General features: G+C 46.0%; 12 protein-coding genes. 2 read left to right on the forward strand and 10 right to left on the reverse strand.

Annotated elements, in window-relative coordinates; all coding sequences use genetic code 11:
* Positions 1-25 precede the first annotated feature (25 nt).
* Both ACWP87_RS09245 and ACWP87_RS09250 read left to right on the forward strand, forming a co-directional pair.
* Entirely contained in the window at positions 26-1,195 is a 1,170-nt protein-coding gene (locus ACWP87_RS09245) for a pyridoxal phosphate-dependent aminotransferase (protein WP_005685716.1), read from the forward strand.
* 283 nt (positions 1,196-1,478) lie between these two features.
* Positions 1,479-9,284 carry an MBG domain-containing protein gene (locus ACWP87_RS09250; protein WP_005685718.1) on the forward strand — a complete coding sequence of 2,602 codons (7,806 nt, stop codon included), beginning with the start codon at positions 1,479-1,481 and terminating at the stop codon, positions 9,282-9,284.
* A 99-nt stretch (positions 9,285-9,383) separates the two neighbouring features.
* Here ACWP87_RS09250 and ACWP87_RS09255 read toward each other — a convergent pair whose 3' ends face one another.
* The 10 genes from ACWP87_RS09255 to nagB all read right to left on the reverse strand — a co-directional run bounded on the left by ACWP87_RS09255 (position 9,384) and on the right by nagB (position 18,937).
* The gene (locus tag ACWP87_RS09255) at positions 9,384-10,619 is read right to left on the reverse strand and encodes a hypothetical protein (protein WP_005685719.1); all 1,236 of its coding nucleotides are present in this window, start codon (positions 10,617-10,619) and stop codon (positions 9,384-9,386) included.
* A gap of 161 nt (positions 10,620-10,780) precedes the next feature.
* On the reverse strand, positions 10,781-11,974 hold the full coding sequence (locus ACWP87_RS09260; RefSeq protein ID WP_005685720.1) for an ABC transporter permease: 1,194 nt from the start codon (positions 11,972-11,974) through the stop codon (positions 10,781-10,783).
* The gene (locus ACWP87_RS09265) at positions 11,961-12,650 is read right to left on the reverse strand and encodes an ABC transporter ATP-binding protein (RefSeq protein WP_005685721.1); all 690 of its coding nucleotides are present in this window, start codon (positions 12,648-12,650) and stop codon (positions 11,961-11,963) included. Before ACWP87_RS09265 ends, ACWP87_RS09260 begins: the two co-directional genes overlap by 14 nt.
* Positions 12,643-13,713, reverse strand: a complete 1,071-nt coding sequence (locus ACWP87_RS09270) for an efflux RND transporter periplasmic adaptor subunit (RefSeq protein WP_014570243.1) — start codon at positions 13,711-13,713, stop codon at positions 12,643-12,645. Before ACWP87_RS09270 ends, ACWP87_RS09265 begins: the two co-directional genes overlap by 8 nt.
* 377 nt (positions 13,714-14,090) lie before the next feature.
* On the reverse strand, positions 14,091-15,272 hold the full coding sequence (locus ACWP87_RS09275; protein ID WP_014570242.1) for a spr1629 family repressor/antitoxin: 1,182 nt from the start codon (positions 15,270-15,272) through the stop codon (positions 14,091-14,093).
* Positions 15,273-15,283: 11 nt separating this feature from the next.
* On the reverse strand, positions 15,284-16,057 hold the full coding sequence (locus tag ACWP87_RS09280; protein ID WP_014570241.1) for a spr1630 family ClpXP-sensitive toxin: 774 nt from the start codon (positions 16,055-16,057) through the stop codon (positions 15,284-15,286).
* 326 nt (positions 16,058-16,383) lie between these two features.
* Entirely contained in the window at positions 16,384-16,560 is a 177-nt protein-coding gene (locus ACWP87_RS09285) for a hypothetical protein (RefSeq protein ID WP_014570240.1), read from the reverse strand.
* Positions 16,561-16,570: 10 nt separating this feature from the next.
* Complete coding sequence (locus ACWP87_RS09290; protein ID WP_005685727.1) at positions 16,571-16,831, reverse strand: hypothetical protein; 261 nt, start codon at positions 16,829-16,831, stop codon at positions 16,571-16,573.
* Positions 16,832-17,162: 331 nt separating this feature from the next.
* On the reverse strand, positions 17,163-17,948 hold the full coding sequence (locus tag ACWP87_RS09295) for a Cof-type HAD-IIB family hydrolase (RefSeq protein WP_014570239.1): 786 nt from the start codon (positions 17,946-17,948) through the stop codon (positions 17,163-17,165).
* A gap of 278 nt (positions 17,949-18,226) precedes the next feature.
* A complete protein-coding gene (nagB, locus tag ACWP87_RS09300) occupies positions 18,227-18,937 on the reverse strand; it encodes a glucosamine-6-phosphate deaminase (RefSeq protein ID WP_014570238.1) in 711 nt (236 codons plus the stop codon).
* Positions 18,938-18,962 lie beyond the last annotated feature (25 nt).

Consider the following 18,962-nt stretch of genomic DNA (forward strand, 5'->3'; position numbering starts at 1 on the left):
AATTTATTAAAAAGGGGCTTATCCAGTGACATTTTCAGAATCAGAGGTGCTTCAGGCACTGCCGAAGCAATTTTTTGCCAGTTTAGTCAAACATGTCAATGAACGGATTGCGGCTGGTCATGACGTGATTAATTTGGGTCAAGGCAATCCGGATCAGCCGACACCCGAAAATATTGTTCACGCGACGCAACAGGCAGTAGCGCGGCCCGGGAACCATAAATATTCGCTTTTTCGCGGACTGCCGACATTTAAGCAAGCAGCGGCCGAGTTCTATGCGCGGGAATATGGCGTGACATTGGATCCGGAGAAGGAGATAGCGGTTTTGGGCGGTTCCAAAATCGGCTTGGTCGAATTACCGCTTGCACTCATGAATCCCGGGGAAACAATTCTCTTGCCGGACCCGGGCTACCCGGATTATCTATCGGGAGTGACGTTAGCGCGCGTGAAATTAGCCTTAATGACGTTGACCGCCGAAAATAATTGGTTGCCTGATTATACGAAAATTAAACCGGAAGTGGCCGCGGCTGCTAAACTGCTGTATCTGAATTATCCTAATAATCCGACAACCGCGGTGGCTACCCCGGAATTTTATGACGAGACGATCGCCTTTGCCAAGGCCCATCAGATTGGGATTGTCAGTGATTTTGCTTACGGTGCGCTTGGATTTGATGGCCAGCGTCCGGTGAGCTTCCTGCAGCAGCCTGGTGCCAAAGATGTCGGCATTGAGCTATACACGCTGTCCAAGACATACAATATGGCGGGATGGCGGTTGGCCTTTGCTGCTGGCAATGCTGACATGATTGAAGCGATTAATCTGATTCAGGATCATCTGTTCGTCTCGGTTTTTCCGGCGATTCAGGAAGCAGGGATTGAAGCACTGCTCGGTGATCAAACGTCAGTCCCGGCACTGGTCGACTTGTATCAACAACGGCGCGATGTCTGGTTTTCTGCCACCACCGCGATTGGTTGGCATGGTAAAAGTTCACCGGGGACTTTTTACGCATGGATGCCGGTACCAGCTGGATATACCAGTCAGACGTTCACCGAGTTATTGCTCGATCAGGCGGATGTGGCGGTTGCGGCTGGTAACGGATTCGGTCGCCATGGAGAAGGCTACGTCCGAATCGGCTTACTTACGAGTCCGCAGAGGTTGCAGGAAGCGGCGGAACGGATTGGAAGGTTGGGGTTATTTTAAAAGGTACGCTACTCGATTCGAACTAATGAATTGCGTAGCGTTTTTTAGTTACTGGGCATTTAGAATGATGAGGGGCATTCTTGAGAGGCTTTTGATAACGATTGTGAAAATGATAACTTTATTGACGAAATCCCTGAATAAGCCGATTATTATTGTTGGAAAAAATAATTATTCTGTTATAAAATTCAATAAGATTAATTATAATGACCTATAGTGGTAACGGGTTGGGTTTTTGAAATTCTTAGCCTGCAGATGTTGTAGATCATAAGGGGGATTCTTGATCGTGAAACATAGTTCTAAACGGGTACAGTCCATTCAACAAGCAGAAAAAACCGTACATGTACGGTTTCGAATGTACAAGGCCAAGAAGCGCTGGCTAATTGCAGGCACGGCATTATTATTGATGCCCGCGTTTTTTCAACCGGGGCAGGAGGTTCACGCTGACAGCAAATCCCCACAAACGACAGCCGTTACCAGTCAGTCCGGTGCCACAGCAGAAACGACTGCAAAAACAGCGACTGGTAACCCACAGCCAGCCGGTACAGCAACGCAAAATACAGCGGCTGCTTCAAGTAGTGCGGCTGTCAATGCTGCTAGTTCTGCAACCCAGTCATCTGCATCAAGCACCGCTAGTTCAGCTGTAGCGTCAACCGGCGATTCAGCAGCAAGCACGAGTGATGCAACCGATTCGAAATCGCTAGCGACAGATTCAGCAGCAGTCAAACCGCAAACGGTGACCCAAGAAGACCGCTCACTTGCATCCGCAGCTGTTCAGACAACTTCGGCCGCAGCATCATCGGCGGCTTCATCTGCATCGTCACAAGCATCCTTAGCAGCACAATCGGCAACAACAACTCAGGTCAACACGCAAGCTCCGGCCAATGCAACAGCTGCTGAAAATACGCAGACCATTGGCGACTATACCTACAGTCTTGATACGGCAAACGGTACAGCAACGGTTACCGGCCGCGCCAACGCCAATGTCACCGATATTAACATTGGCGCGTCTGTTACCTATAATGGCCAAACTTTTAAAGTGACGGCGATTAACAATGGCGCTTTTGCAACGCTTAATAATTTGGGTAATGTTAACGTGGCTGATACTGTCACGTCCATTGGCGAAAATGCTTTTGCATACAGTCAGTTTACGGGCAACATTACAATTGAAAATGCAGAAAGTCTCGGCAAAGCCGCATTTGCCGGAATTAAGGCAGGGTCAGTCACGCTGAAGAAGACGGCTAACATTTCAGAGCGCGCCTTTTATTTTGCTAACGTGAAAGATATAACGATTGCAGACGCTCAGACTATAGAGGCACAGGCATTCTTTAGTCTTACAGCTTCATCTTTAAAAATTGATGGTCAAGCCGATATTGGCGAGTCTGCTTTTGAATCTGCCAATATTGCTGGGGATGTCACCGTTAATCGTGCAAAGACGATCGGAAAAAATGCATTCGCCACTTTAAAGGCGCATTCGTTGACGTTGGACAATCTAACGACGCTTGATGAAGGTGCCTTTGGTGGTGCTGTATTCACTGGTAATCTTACAATTAATGGCGCAAAAACTATTGGCAAGTCCGCATTCGCTTATGACAAAGTAACCGGAGATGTCACGGTGAGCGGCTCACCTGCCATTGGTGAAATTGCCTTTTATGGGATTCAGGCGGCGACAATCACGATTGATGGCGCCCAAACCACTTTCGATAAGACCGCGTTTGGATTTGCCACGGCGGATCACGTAACAGTCAATGTAGCCACCCTTGATCATGAGGCATTTTATCATCTTTATACTGACCAACTAACCCTTGGTCCTGATGTTCGAGATATTACAGATGGCGCTTTTCAGTTTATTCAAAATACCAAAAAAACAGAGAGTAACGCTGAAAATGATACTACGGACGTTCAAATAGCAGTGTTGAACCTGCCAGCTAATGTCAAAACAATCAGCGGCTCGGCTTTTTATGGTTCGAAAGTTAAAACGATCGCAGTTGCAGAAAACAGTCAATTGACAACTCTCGGATTTCAGGCGTTTGCATTTTCCACTGCTACGGCGATTAACTTACCCGATTCGCTGGAGCAGATTGGTGATCAGGCGTTTTATGGCGGGAAGCTTGTGAAAGTAGCGTTTGGACCCAAATTGCAATCAATTGGTAATCTGGCCTTTACTGAATTTGGCCCGTTGGAAAATGTTGACTTTACTCGGGCCACGGCGCTCGAAACAATTGGTGATAGTGCGTTTGCCTACAATACGATTAACAATGCGATCACGTTACCACCTAAGCTATTAACGATCGGAAATGCGGCCTTTGTCGGGAATAAAATTCCAAAACTGGTTCTGGATGATCGGTTAAAGACAATCGGTGACACTGCTTTTGGCTATAACCAGATCCAGGACGCACTCGATGTTCCTGACAGCGTGACCGACATCGGTAAGTATGCATTTGTTTACAACTCTATCAGTAATTTAACGTTAGGAAATGGACTGAAAACGATTGGCCAGGAAGCATTTGAAGCCAATGTTATTTTAAATGCGCAAACGATACCAAGCAGTGTTACGAGTATTGGCGCCAAGGCATTTAAGGCTAATTTGATTCCTAAAGTTGTTGTTGAGGGCACGCCAACCATTGGCAATGATGCTTTTTCGAATAACCGGATCACTGTGCTGAAAGCAGCGACAGCCAAGCCGACAACCCCGGATGCTTTGGAGCAGAATGCCGATGCCTATACAGACTCGGCGCACGTAAGTCTAAGTGATTTCTTTGATGTGGCCATTTCCGGAGTGACCCACCAAAACATCGTTGTTTCAAACATCAAAGGAGTTAATGGCGCTACGGTAACTTTTGATACGGCAAGTAAGTCGTTTAAAATGCCAGCTAAGACGCAGGGATTTAATTTCGATTGGTCTTTGAAAGGGCAAGACGGTGTTACCTACACAGGCCACTACATTGTTCATCTCGATGATCCAGTGATTCGTGCCCATGACATCAGCCTATTTACTGGCCAGGTATGGAAGCCGGAACTGAATTTTGAAAACGCGATTAAAAGCGACGGTACTGAGGTTCCATTGAGTGAGTTGACTTGGTCAGTGACGGATGAAAAAGGCAATGTGGTAGCATCTAAGGATAAAAATGGGGTTGTCACCGGTCATGTGGATAATAGCCAGCCAACGACTTATGTGGTCACCTATACCTATGGTGCAGAAAGCGGTTCTGCTAAAATCAATTACAAGCAACGGTTAGCGGCTTCATATGCTTTGACTGGTACTCAGACCGTCACCGCAACAGGAAGTCCGATTACCGTCGATGTCTCCCAATTTGCACTGAGTTTGGGTGACGGTTTTGATGCGGGGAAATTAGAATTAAGTGATCTTAATTTCTTTGATGCCGATGGTAAGCCGGTAGCCGCAGATGCTCTGATTAAAACTGGCGTCTACAGTGTGGAATTATCAGAAGCTGCGTGGGCACGGATCGCCAAATTAACAAATGATGAAGGCCAGTCTGCTGCGGGTTATGATTTTACCGGAACAAGTACGGCACAATTAATCATCGGTCTAACGGCTACAGGTCATTTGAGCGATAGCGGTTTTGTTTATGACGGCAAAACAACAGCCAGTCAGTCTAAAGATTTGGCGGTCACGGTGACATTGAGTGATGGCACTCAGAAAGAAATGAACCTGACCTCAGAAGACTTCTCATTAGTTGAAAAAGATTCAGCTAACGTTGGCACGTACCATTATTTGTTAAACAGCGTTGGTTTCGCTCGTTTACAAGCGTTACTAGGTGATACCGTGACGATTGATCAAACTGCCATCAATCAAAATTCCGGAAAAATCACCATTACGCCAGCACCGGCTACAGTTAATAGTAATAGTACGGATTTTGAATATGATGGCAAAACCAAGGCCAGTGAGGCTAAAGGTATTCAAGCTACAGTCAAACTAGGCGAAACTGGAAAAACGATTGACCTGACGTCAGCTGACATTGTTGTTGAGAATGATGGTGTAGATGCAGGCAAGTACAGCTATGAGCTGAGTGACGCTGGTAAAGCTAAATTGCAAGCCGCAACTGGAAATAACTATCAGTTGACTGCAGACGATCTGGCTAAAGTCACGGGAGCTATCACGATTACGCCAGCTACCACCTCAGTTGATAGCAATGACGTTTCATTTGAATACGATGGTAAGACCAAGGCCAGTGAAGCTGCAGGTATTCAAGCCACAATCAAGCTCGACACTGGTAAAGTTGTAGACTTGACCGCGGCCGATATTATCGTTACCAATGATGACGTAAACGCTGGTCAGTACAGCTATCAACTAAGTGATGCTGGTAAGGCTAAGTTACAAGCCGCAACTGGAAATAACTATCAGTTGACTGCAGACGATTTGGCCAAGGTTGCTGGAACTATCACGATCACGCCAGCCGTTACCACAGTTGATAGTAGTGACGTATCATTCGAATATGACGGCAAGACCAAGGCCAGTGAAGCCAAGGGTATTCAAGCTACAATCAAGCTGGACACTGGTAAAGTTGTAGACTTGACCGCGGCCGATATTATCGTTACCAACGATGACGTAAACGCTGGTCAGTACAGCTATCAACTAAGTGATGCTGGTAAGGCTAAGTTACAAGCCGCAACCGGAAATAACTACCAACTCACGGCAGACGATTTAGCTAAAGTCATGGGAACCATCACGATCACGCCAGCCGCTGTCACAGCAGACAGCAATGACCTTTCGTTCGAATATGATGGTAAAACGAAAGCCAGTGAAGCCAAAGGTATTCAAGCCATGGTAAAACTAGGCGAGACTGAAAAAACGGTTGACCTGACGTCAGCTGACATTGTTGTTGCCAACGATGACGTAAACGCCGGTCAGTACAGCTATCAGCTAAGTGATGCTGGTAAGGCTAAGCTGCAAGCTGCAACTGGAAATAACTATCAGTTGACTGCAGACGGTTTGGCTAAGGTTGCTGGAACAATCACAATCACGCCAGCTACCACTACAGCGGATAGCAATGACGTTTCATTTGAATACGATGGTAAGACCAAGGCCAGTGAAGCCAAGGGTATTCAAGCCACAATCAAATTAGGCGAAATTGAAAAAACGGTTGACCTATCGTCAGCTGACATTATCGTTGCCAATGACGGAGTAATCGTTGGCAAATACACTTACAGTCTGAGCGACAGCGGCAAATCTAAATTACAGGCGGCAACAGGAAGTAATTATCAGTTAACGACAGAAGTTTTGGATAAGGTTTCAGGAAGCATTACAATCACCCCTGCTGGAGCAATCGCAACAGGCAAGGATGCTCACTTTGAGTACGATGGAAAAACGAAAGCCAGTGAAGCTAAAGGCATTCAAGCGATTTTGACCATTGACGGGACTGAAAAGACTGTTGACCTGACCGCGGCTGACATTGTTGTTGCGGAGGATGGCGTAGATGCAGGCAAGTACAGTTATCGACTGAGCGATGCTGGTAAATCTAAGTTACAGAGGGAAGCAGGGAGCGACCATCAGCTAACCGCAGACGACTTGGCTGAAGTCACGGGAACTATCACGATCACGCCAGCCATTGCCACAGCAGATAGTAATGACGTTTCATTTGAATATAATGGCAAGACCAAGGCCAGTGAAGCTGAAGGTATTCAAGCCACGGTTATGCTGGGTGAGTCTGGACAAGTTGTTGCTCTAACATCGGCTGATGTTGTTGTTGTGAATGATGGTGTAGATGCAGGCAAGTACAGCTATCAGCTGAGTGATGCTGGTAAAGCTAAGCTACAAGCCGCAACCGGAAATAACTACCAGCTCACGGCAGACGATTTAGATAAAGTCACGGGAACCATCACGATCACGCCAGCTACCACCACAGTTGATAGCAATGACGTTTCATTCGAATATGACGGCAAGACCAAGGCCGGTGAAGCTAAGGGTATTCAAGTTACAGTCAAACTAGGCGAAACTGAAAAAACGGTTGACCTGACGTCAGCTGACATTGTTGTTGCCAACGATGACGTAAACGCTGGTCAGTACAGCTATCAGCTAAGTGATGCTGGTAAGGCTAAGTTACAAGCCGCAACTGGAAATAACTACCAGCTAACTGCAGACGATCTGGCTAAAGTCACGGGAACCATCACGATCACGCCAGCCGTTACCACAGCAGATAGCAATGACGTTTCATTCGAATATGACGGCAAGACCAAGGCCAGTGAAGCTAAGGGTATTCAAGTTATAGTCAAACTAGGCGAAACTGAAAAAACGGTTGACCTGACGTCAGCTGACATTGTTGTAGCCAACGATGATGTAAACGCTGGTCATTACAGCTATCAGCTAAGTGATGCTGGTAAGGCTAAGTTGCAAGCCGCAACCGGAAATAACTATCAACTAACTGCAGACGATTTGGCCAAGATCACTGGAACCATCACGATTACCCCAGCCGTTGCCACAGCAGATAGCAATAACGTTTCATTTGAATATAACGGCAAGACCAAGGCCAGTGAAGCTCGGGGCATTCAAGCCACAGTCAAACTAGGCGAAAATGGAAAAACCGTTGCGCTAACCGCGGCTGACATTGTTGTCGTCAATGACGGGGTCAATGCTGGCCAGTACGACTATAAGTTAAGTGCTGCTGGTATGACAAAGCTACGCCAGGCAACAGGAACTAATTATCAATTCAAAAAGGAGGACTTAACCAAACTTGGCGGCACGGTCACGATCACGCCAGCTACGGCATTAGCTGATCTGAATGATGTTTCATTTAGTTATGATGGACAAACTAAGGCGAGTCAGGCACACGACTTAACTGCCAACATCAAACTTGGTACTAAGGTTGTTTCGGTACATCTGAACGCCACAGACATTCTTGTAACCGATGATGGTGTGGGCGTAGGTCAGTACCAATACAAATTGGATGCTAACGGGATCGCTAAATTACGTCAGGCATCAGGTGATAATTACCAATTTGATGCCAAAGTCTTGGCGGGATTGACTGGTACGATTACAATCAAACCGGTTACCGGTGCGGTGACAGTTAATGACACATCTTTTGTTTATGATGGTCATACTAAAGCAAGTGCTGCCGCGGGATTACAGGCAAGTCTTTACCTGCCGCAAGCCGAGGCCAAAGCAACGATACAACTGACACGGGAAGATATCCTTGTGACAAATGACGGCACAGCAGCAGGTACGTATCGTTATCGGTTGAGCCAAACCGGTATCGCCAAGTTACAGAAGGCTGTTGGCAAGAACTACGAGTTAGATCAAGATGAATTGGCGGGATTGACCGGCACCATTACGATTACGCCGCTGACGGTGAATGCCACAGTTAATCATGGTCAGTTCCAATACAACGGTGTCACTCGTGCAAGTCAAGCAGGCGGATTAGCGATAACTGTCCAACTGCCAGAAAAGTCTCAAAAGATCGCCTTGACGAACACAGATATTGCAGTTGAAAACGACAGCGTCAATGTCGGGACGTACACGTATCATTTGACAGCAAGCGGGCTGGCTAAATTGGCCGTAGCGATTGGTCCTAATTATCAGGTTACTGATCAAACGTTCAGCGGCACCATCACCATTACACCAGCGCCTATATCTGCAACGCTCAGTGGTCTTCAAAAGAAAACTTACGATGGCCAGCCAGGCGCTTTGAATGACGACTATTATCGGTTAGTTTTGGGTGACGGAACTGAAATTCAGCTTCAAGCCGGCGATCTGATCTTTGTAGACGGTCAAGCTCCTGTTAATCCGGGAAGCTATGCGGTAGCTCTCAGCACATCTGGCCTGCAACGAATCAAGGCGTCGTTGCCAAATAATCTGTTGAAAAATGTTAACACGCAGCAGGCTATTTTTGAGATTGTTGCCTTGCCAAGTCCTGATCCCGGGACCGGAACAACGCCGGATACGCCGGATCATCACTTGCCGAATACAGGTACTGGCACCCAACAGTCCGAGATTTCCACGCATAATGGAACGAAACATCGACTTCCACAAACAGGCGATACCCAGTCACAAACACTAAGCCTCATGGGATTGTTGCTGGCAACGATGAGCGGCTTATTCGGATTAGCTGGCCGGAAACGGAAAGCGCACCGTTAAACGTTTTGTTAGAAATGTAGTGATTAAAAAGATCCTATCACGATGAGTTCTGCTCATGTGGTGGGATCTTTTGTTATGGCAAAAACTAGGCGCAAAAGCTTACAGTGGTACCGCTGCGCCTTGGGTTAACCCTGATTTGATTTTGGCAAAAGCCGGGTCTGTTAGGAAAGCACTGATGAGTTGCCGCATATTGATGTTACTATCCTGAATCTCCGGCATGTTTGGCGTAATGCTTGTGCCTGTCACAGTAAGATTGTACTGGCTGGCGAGACTGGTGATAGCTTGCTTGGACTGATACATGTTGTAGAGTTTAACGGTTTCACCCTGAATAAAGGCGTAGAACATATAATCGGATTGATTCACAGACGGAATCGTCTCGGAAAAGACGATTAATTGTCCACTGGCGCCAGATACCAGATGATAGCTGTATGTTTCATCGGTGCTGTTGGCATATTCAGCCACTTGATAAGTCTGTAACCCGTTCATGGTCCAGTACATCGTGAAAAGTAGGGCAGCTCGGTCGGCATCGGTCAGGTTTGCCAATGCGGCAGCCGGGGCAAGTGGTGCCTTTTTCATGTCATCAATCGGGTAGGTTGGCTGCGTGGTTTGCGGTGTTGAACCGGAGCTTGCATTGCTTGTATTTGACTCGGTGTTTACTGATGGGGCCGAGGTACGACTTGAGCTGGGGGATGTAGGAACCGATTGAGACTGTGGTTGTGATGTTGCATTGTTTGGCGTTGGAAGCCAGTCGAATAGACCGGTTAAGGCAAGAAAGATGGCACCGACGATGAGCACAGCTTGAATACCGAGCTGTAAATGATACTGATTTCGAAGTAACGCAGCGGGCGTCCAGAAAAGGTCAGTGGGGCCGCTGGCGTGTTCGCTGTCTGCTTTAACTAGTTTCTGGTAACGCCACCGTGACAGGTACAACCAAACGACTCGACTCACCAGTGCCAGTAACATGCCGATCAACAAAGAAGTGTTTTGAATGGTTGTATTGAGCTGTGAAGAAACATGGAGCGCTTGACCGCGAAGTAACGAGTTTCCCAAGCTAACCGTTGAATCAGGTTGAAAGTGAACAACGACGGCGTTGACTAAGCAGATGGCAGCGAGGATATCCGAGACGATGGCAGTAGTGCGTAAGTTGCGCTGTCGATGGTTAGCGCGAAAAATACCGCGCATGTAAACACTGCGAGCCCTGCGAATTTGATTGGGAAACATCATTTTGTGCTGTGTGAGCTGTTGATCAACGATGCGGTTGGTGTTGAGATACTGTAGCAATGTCAGAATCAGTAACACGATAATTAATAAGCTGAGAAAAAGATAAAGCGCCATGGATATCTCCTTTAGGTTGGACGTGTTCTGATTATAACCCACATCGTTATCCGCCGCGGGCTATCTGGGTTACGATAGCAAAAACCGTCGCGACTTTTGCGCGACGGTTTCGTTATGCAGTCTTCATTTTGTTTCGTAAGTTTCTAGCGGCCACCCAAACACTACGATTTCAAAATATCAATCAAATTCTTGTTAGCCGCACTTTTTGCCGGTAGCAAGCCGAAGACGATCCCGACGATGCTGGAAATTGCAAAGGTTCCGACAATCGAGCCAACCGTGACAACCGGTTTGAAGGGTAGGAACATGGCGATGAGCCACGCATCCATGGCTCCGACAAGTAGACCGATGATGCCACCAGTCAGTGTTAACATCACAGACTCTAGCAGAAACTGTTTCATAATTTCGGCCGGTGTGGCACCGACTGCCATTCTGATCCCGATTTCCTGCGAACGTTCTGAGGCCGAGATGTACATCATGTTCATGACGCCGACACCGGCAATCAAAAGGGAAATTCCGGCAATGGCGCTGACAAACAAGGTTAAGCCGCTGATGACGTTACCGATTCCCTTAAGCAGTTCGCCGTAATCGAAGTATTCATAGCTGCCGCTGCGATGTTCACTGCCGGATTTCTTTAACTGCTTCACGACATTTTTGGTCAGTTGGCCGACATCACTGCCGCGTTTGTAGGTGATGGCAAGTTTGCGTCCTTCTTGTGAAAGCTGACCGGCGCGATAGGCTTTTTCCGGAACCAGAACTTCGACGTCTAATGCCGAATAATTAGACTTGGGTGGGCTGAAAACGCCAGCGATATTGTAGCTTTTAGTGCCTAGAATTAGTGAAGAGTGTAAAGCGGCAGAATTACCATGGAAAATCTTTTTGGCCAGATTCTTGGAAATCAAGGCGTCCTGACCGTCTGCTTGTAAGGAATCCTGATTAAAACCGGATCCGGCGATAAGCGAAATGTTAGGTTTGGTTTTATTCACTAAAGTCACTGACATGGTAGTGTCGGCATTCGCTAATTGCCCCATGACTTGCAGACGTTCTTTTTCATGTTTGATGACGACTTTTTGGATTTTATCCGGTGCGGTTTGCTTGGCAAGGGCGACATCGCTTTCCTTAAAGCCTGCATCGGCGTCACCGCTGCTGTTGGGATTGAAGGTGATTTCGGCAGTTTGTTGTCCCTGCGTATCTGCTTGCAGGTTTTTAACCGTCGCCGCTTTAATGCCGTTACCTAACGACAGGATGGTCACCACTGAGGCAATACCGATGATAATCCCCAGCATGGTCAGGAAACTGCGCCGCTTGTTAGCTGCCAATGCGCGAAAAGAAATTCGAATCAGCTCAGTTAGTCGCATGGGCCACCTCCGTGTCACTGATGATCTGGCCATCCAGGACCTTGATCATACGGTCACTTTCCAGCGCCACATGTTCATCATGGGTGACCATAATGATCGTACCGCCTTGTCGGTGCAGTTTTTTGAAAAGTTGCATAATATCTTCTGAAGTATGGCTGTCTAAAGCGCCGGTCGGTTCATCGGCAATCAGAAATTGCGGCGAATTCGCCAGCGCTCGGGCAATGGCCACACGTTGCTGCTGGCCACCGGATAAATTGCGCGGCAGCTTATCTTCGACTCCCGGAAGGCCAACCGAATCGAGCAGCTCGGCGATTCGTCCTTTAACCTCTGATCGGCGCTTACCACCATAACTTAGAGGAATGAGGACATTTTCAAATATATTCAGATTATGGATCAGACTGAAGTTTTGGAAAACAAAGCCGACATTACGATTGCGCATATGTGAAGCGGTTGTGGCATTGAAGTTGGCGACATTTTCGTCTTCAAAAAGATATTTGCCCTCAAATGCCGTATCAAGAAATCCAATGATGTTGATCAGTGTCGTCTTTCCGGATCCGGAAGGCCCCATGATCGCGACAAACTCGCCTTGGTCGATGTGCAGATTAATGTCCTTGAGAACGTGAAAAGCGGTATCACCTTGGCCGTAGCTCTTATTGACATTTTGAAGGTCAATCATCGACAGTCACCTTCGCTCCGTTTTTGATTGATTTGGTCGGACTTTGGAGGATGCGATCGCCGCTGTCGAGACCTTCAGTCACTTCATACATGTTGTCTTTTTTGGTATAAGTGATCTTAGTCCGGACAGCACGACCATTGACGACTTTATAGACAGAACCTTGGCGGACAGCGGTTTTAGGGATCTCGAGGCCGCCTAATGGCAAGATGATGCTGACGGACTGACCGTTGAGGAAGCCTTGATCCAGTTTAGCCGTCACTTCATATTTAGCCAGATTTGGCTTACTGGATTTGGCGGGATCACTACTAATAAAATCAATCGCCGTTGTTTGTTTCGTCTTCGTTGAAAGTGCCTGGACGGTAGCGCTTTGTCCCACTTTGACATCATTGTAATCAAATTCGGACACTTCGCCGACTGCCTCCATGTCTGAAGAGGTTTCCGTGATGCTTTGACTGCCATTTGATTGATAGTCGATATATAAGCGGCCGGCAAAAGGCGCTTTAACGACGGTGTTTAGATCCTGTTGCAATTGATTCAGCTCCTGTGTGGCTTGATCAACACTTGCAGCCGCATCCTGGCGACTGTTTTGGGCTTCCGTGAGTTGTGACTGAATCTCGGATTTTTGTGGATCGTCTGCAGCCAGTTGATTCAGCGATGTTTTCAGTTGGTTAATTTGGTCATCCAATTGCTTTTGGCTGCGTTGCTGTTTTGCAAGTGATTGCGTGGCAGTGGTAATCTTTTGCTGGACATCGGGATGATAGACCGTCAATAACTGTTGACCTTCCGCGACTGTGTCCCCGTTTTTGACGGTGAGATTTTGGACGGTGCCTTCTGGAATATCGATCTTTTGCGAACGGACAGCTTGTACCTGGCCGGATAACCGCAATTCATGGCGTTTCACCTGATAAGTCGTGAGGGTAGCTGGCGCAGTTGTCGGTTTTGTTTGCTTCTGCTGAGTTACGAAAAAGATAATCGTAACAACGATGACTGCCAAAACGCCGATTCCGATAATGACCAGTCGTTGTGAGATGCCTTTATGCTTGTTCTGTCTGTTTTTCATCATGCTGCCTCCGTGAAAACGTATTTCGTCACCGTGCTGTTGGTGTCAGTATACGGATTGAATTGGTTAACGTCCAACCATAAACTTTGTGAAGTTCATGATGTTTGGTTGATTAAGAAACTAGCTCGTAATGATAAAAACGTTTATAAAATCATAAGAATATACAGGGGCAAACACTGCCACCAGTTCGACTATGCCAATTGAGTCTTGGCGTCAAGTTGATGGTTGAAATAACAGATTTGACCAAAAACCGGATGTTAAGATTTTTTGAAAAAGTTCCACGTGAAACCAAAAACGAGTGAATCTCCGTTTTTTATTCTCCAGAGACTCACTCGTTTTCAATTGGTTAGGGATGATGACAGTAACCCAAACATGGCAGATTAAATGCTTGAATTTCTATTGAAAGACTGCGGGAACGCAATAACATTATGGTGATTCACATACTGATGCTGTGGCTGATATTTCTCAAAAAAGTTACTATCCAGAGCAAAAAGGCGGGTGACAAATGTAGGTCGGACATGTAGTCTTTGATAAAAATCATTGAGCGTTAGTATGTGCTGATTAAACAACAGTGTGATCAAAGCACGCAATTTTCCGGGGCGTACTGGGATCAACTGATCATCTAGAGGTTCCATTAACCGGTATCCTTTTTTGTTGCGTTGCCCAAAGAAATAGCGTTGTTCTTGATAACTCATCAGCCCAAGATCATAGGCGTGCATGGCCATCGCAACAATTGAAACCTGATATTTACGTTTTAAGTCAAGGTAATAATCAGGATTTGAACGGCGATACAGCGCCTTGAAATCATGTGTAAAGTCTTCAAGTGGCAGAAGTAATTCAGCGGCAAATGTGTGGGCTTCGTGCTCAATTTGCTTATATTTGGAGGTGGTTAATTCATCGAAATCAAGCGTCGTGTGGAGCAGTAAATGACCTAATTCGTGGGCAAGATCAAAATTACGCCGAACTGCTGATTTCTTGATGGAACCCAATACAATCCAGGCACGGCCGCTGTCAGCAATCGTTGAATAGGCATCAATATCACTACCGAGATCTTTTTCAACAATATAAATGCCTATTTGTTCAAGCTTGGCCATTAAGTCATGATTATCCTGAAGTTTTAAAAAATTTCGTGCTACTTTTGCCACTTTGCGAATCGGTGAAGGCTCATGCTGATTTAGTACCAACTGATGGACCAGTTTTTGAAGCTGATCAAATCCGGTGGGGCTGGTGCGGACGAACTGTTCAAAATAACTTGTCAGGTCATCGGCAAAGTCTAAGTAGCGTGCTTCTAATTTAGTCTTTTTGCGACTTGAATGGTCAGATGTTCTGAAGGCTATTTTTTCTTCATGGACAACGTGTTTCGGGGCGCTCCCGCTTATTAAAAAGAGCATTTCGACGTTAAAAATTTTTTGAAATGTGTTTAGAATTTCTATTTTCGGCATGACATTGTCGTTTTCGTATTGCCAGACAGCTTGCTGGGTGACGCCAATGACATCACTTAATTCTTTACGTGTATAGCCGTTTAATTCTCGTAGGGCCTGGAGTTTTGAACCAATAAACATATTAATTGCCGCTATTCAGCGTCCGCCTCCATTTCTGTTTCAGGATCAGCATTAATTTCGTAGCCAAACAGGGTATTTTGTTCATATGCTGCATCTGGCACCTGATCAGACTGAATCGGCTCAACTTCCTCAAGGCTGATCTGGAATGGACTTTGTTTGATTAAAGGGGTTAAGTCTTGAATGGGTTTCAAAGTCATTTCGGTTTGATTCGGCATCGTTAGTTCAATATGCTTAATCATCTTGCTGTCGTTATCTACCGCGTAAGTCACAATGTAGAACTTTGAGAACGGTGATGATTTTTGAGCTGTTTGATTCATGAGACTTACAACAGCATTGTTGGTACCAGGCAAAGCTAGTTCCAGCTGAATGACGCCATTAGTTTGCCGACTGCTTAGTAAGCCGGCTGCACTCAACTCATTATTGATGCCGGCTAACTGATAAAGATAATTATTTTTGTCTACAGTCGTCGTATTATTGAATCGACGCTTTAGCTGCCGCGCATTTTTAACAATGATCAATGAGCGATGATTGCTTTGTTCGTGGATAAATTGAATGTATTCCCAAGCGTATCCGGCCTTATCAGGTTGACTACTAATTGAAGGTTCCTTACTGACTAGTTCGCTAATCTTAGAGTCGATGAAATTGCTCCGGGTCCAGGCAAACGCACCGCTAATAGTCAAAGACTGCTGTTTCTGCTTACGCTCAGCAAGGTAATCCTTATAGCCGCCCATTAAACCGTCAACCAACTGTTGTGCAAGCGAAGCAGGGATTTCCAAGTGATGCATACAAACGCCCCTGTGATTTTTTCTTAATTTTATCATAGAAGTTTAAATGTTACCGCAAATAACGACTATTTTTTAAAGTAAGCACCTAAATAGGGCATGAATATGAAAATCGACCTTCGAGTGACAAGATACGTCTTCTCGAAAGCCGATTAGCTTAGCAGGATGTACATAGCTTATTAATGCTGGTTTCTTTCTTAGGCGTGCTTTTCAGTGGCAGTCGGTAGGTCGGCTAAGTTGTCAAAATATCACTGGGCGTTGTGATATTTGATAGATACCAAGCAGATCGTAATGCCATATCTGGCAGCATCGCAATCAGGTTTTCTAAATCAGCGAACCGTCAGCAAACTGATACCGATGGCGAATAACAACACCGCAACCACGGATTGAACGCTAATCTGCCATGTTTTGAACGTCTTAGTGCGCCATTCCGCAATAATAATCGTTAACGTCATGACCAAGGCGACTACGACCATGATTAACAGTTGCAAAACCAGACTATCCATGTGAACACCTCTAAACTTCTAAATCAAAATAGGGATTAAGCTTCTTTTGAATATTGTGAATTTGAATGAGATCGATCTGCGGAAAGAGCCGATAGATAAACCCGGCGAAATTATCGCGATGATATTTGTAGTTCATCCGGGCCATCCGATGCTGCCGATTTTCGGCGGTAATCTCCCAAACTTCTAAATTGTAGTCCGCATTCTTAACGATACTGATATAAGTATGTTGATTGATCCAAACCACAGGATGCATTGTCGATTGTTCTAACATAACGAGACCCCTCCATCAGCAGATTTATCGATGTTGCAGCGTTACTGATCGGTGATACGACCACGCCCAAATAACGTGCAACATGCTTTGAGTATAGCAGAAAAATCGCGCAGTTGCGGTCTTGACTTTACCCCGTGAACACGTTATAGGAAGTTGCAGAAATGCTGATATATCAATGATCTGCCGTCAAAAATAAAAATATTTTCACGACTGAATACCAGTTTTTATTATGGGAACATTTGTTCGAATGGTCAACCTGAAATTTGGTTAAATGATGGCTGAGAAGAACCAAAAAACCTCACCGCATGTGGCCGATGAGGTTAAAACCGAATTAAATCAAGTTGAAATGCGCGAGTGCATTGGGAATGCCATGACTACGGTAGTCATCGGTTTGATAGTCAGCAGCGGCAGCAACTTTAGGATAAGCATTGCCCATCGCGATCCCGGTATCGGCTGCCTGCAAAAGGGGAATGTCGTTATACCCGTCACCGAATGCGTAGGTAGGAATATCGCGCAATGCGGGTTGATTTAGCAAGATGTTCATGCCGGTACCTTTAGAAATGCCGCGATTAACGACATCAAAGGTGTAATGTGAGTTACGGTAGAAGGTCATTTCCGGAAAATCCTGAATGAATTGTTGCCCGACTTGATCGCCGGCATCGGTCCAAGGTACAAACATTAGTAGCATGCAGACGGCTTCATGTTTGTAAAAATCGGGCTTAATCGGCGGCGGGGTTTGCCGCACCTGAGCGTAATTATCAGTGGTCAACTCGTTGTGTCCCGTTAAGGCTGACTGGTCACTTGTATACATCGCGACCTGAATATTGCGGGCAGCACTAGCATTAAGAAACCGTGTCAGTTGCGGCTCACCGATCACGCTTTGGAAAATATGCTCGCCTTCCAGGAAAATATCACCACCATTTGCTGCAATGGCGCTTCGAACACCGGTAACGGCCATGATGTCATCGAGTTCGTAGTAGTTGCGGCCAGTAGCAATGACAGGCAAGACATGGTTGGCTTCGAGCGCTTTTAGTGCAGCAACATTTTCCGGCGGGACCTGTTTTTCATCATTCAGCAGGGTTTTGTCTAAATCAAAAAAGACAACAGCTTTGTACATAGTTTCCTCCATATATAAATTAAGATGATGGCCTCATTCTACCATGGATCTGCCTAGGTGTGAGCCGTGGCGGGTAAACAAACAAACCGCTTACACAAAAGCCGCGCAGACAGACGATTCAGCGCGGTGATTTAGGACGCTGAGAATCAGCAACTTCCTATTAATGAAGCAGAAACAAAATTCGACCCCAGATAAAATTTTCCAGGGTCGAGTTTTTAATGTTTACCTGCGCAAACTAATGTGGCCGCTCACGCCATTAAATGGTGCTGAATGGCTGATTATTTGTGGCTTAACTTACTTGCGGCAGCCTTGTCCAAGATAACGACAACATCCGGATGCTTTTGCAAAATAGATGCTGGCACATCGTTGGTAACAGGGCCTTCAATCATCTTTTGAACCGCATCGGCCTTATTTTCGCCAAATGCCAAAAGCAAGATCTTTTTGCTCTTCATGATGGAGCCAATACCCATGGAGTAAGCATAGCGCGGTACGTCGTTTTCGTTTTCAAAGAAGCGGGCGTTGGCGTCAATGGTGCTTTGGGTTAAAGGTACTTTCCGGGTTTCGGCATCAAATGGTGAGCCTGGTTCGTTGAAGCCAATGTGACCATTGCGGCCAATACCCAAGACTTGAATGTCAATTGGGTGATCGGCAATCACTTTGTTATAACGCTTGGTTTCTTCTTCTGGATCCTTGGCAAGACCATTTGGCACGAAGGTTTCCTTAAACGGTTTCTTGTCAAAAAGATGGCTCTTCATGAAGTAATGGTAACTTTGGTCATTGTCTGGTGACATACCCACGTATTCATCCAAGTTAACCGAGGTCATGTTACTGAAATCAACGTCACTGTTTACCATTGCCTGATACATGGTGACCGGTGTGCTGCCAGTAGCCAAACCAAGCACCTTGGCACCGTTGTCCATGCCTTGCTTAATCAAGTCAAATGCGTATTTTCCTGCTTCTGTATCATTATCAAAAACTTTAACATCCATGATTGATATCCCCCTTATCTGGTCT

Source organism: Lacticaseibacillus sp. 22, assembly GCF_055413445.1.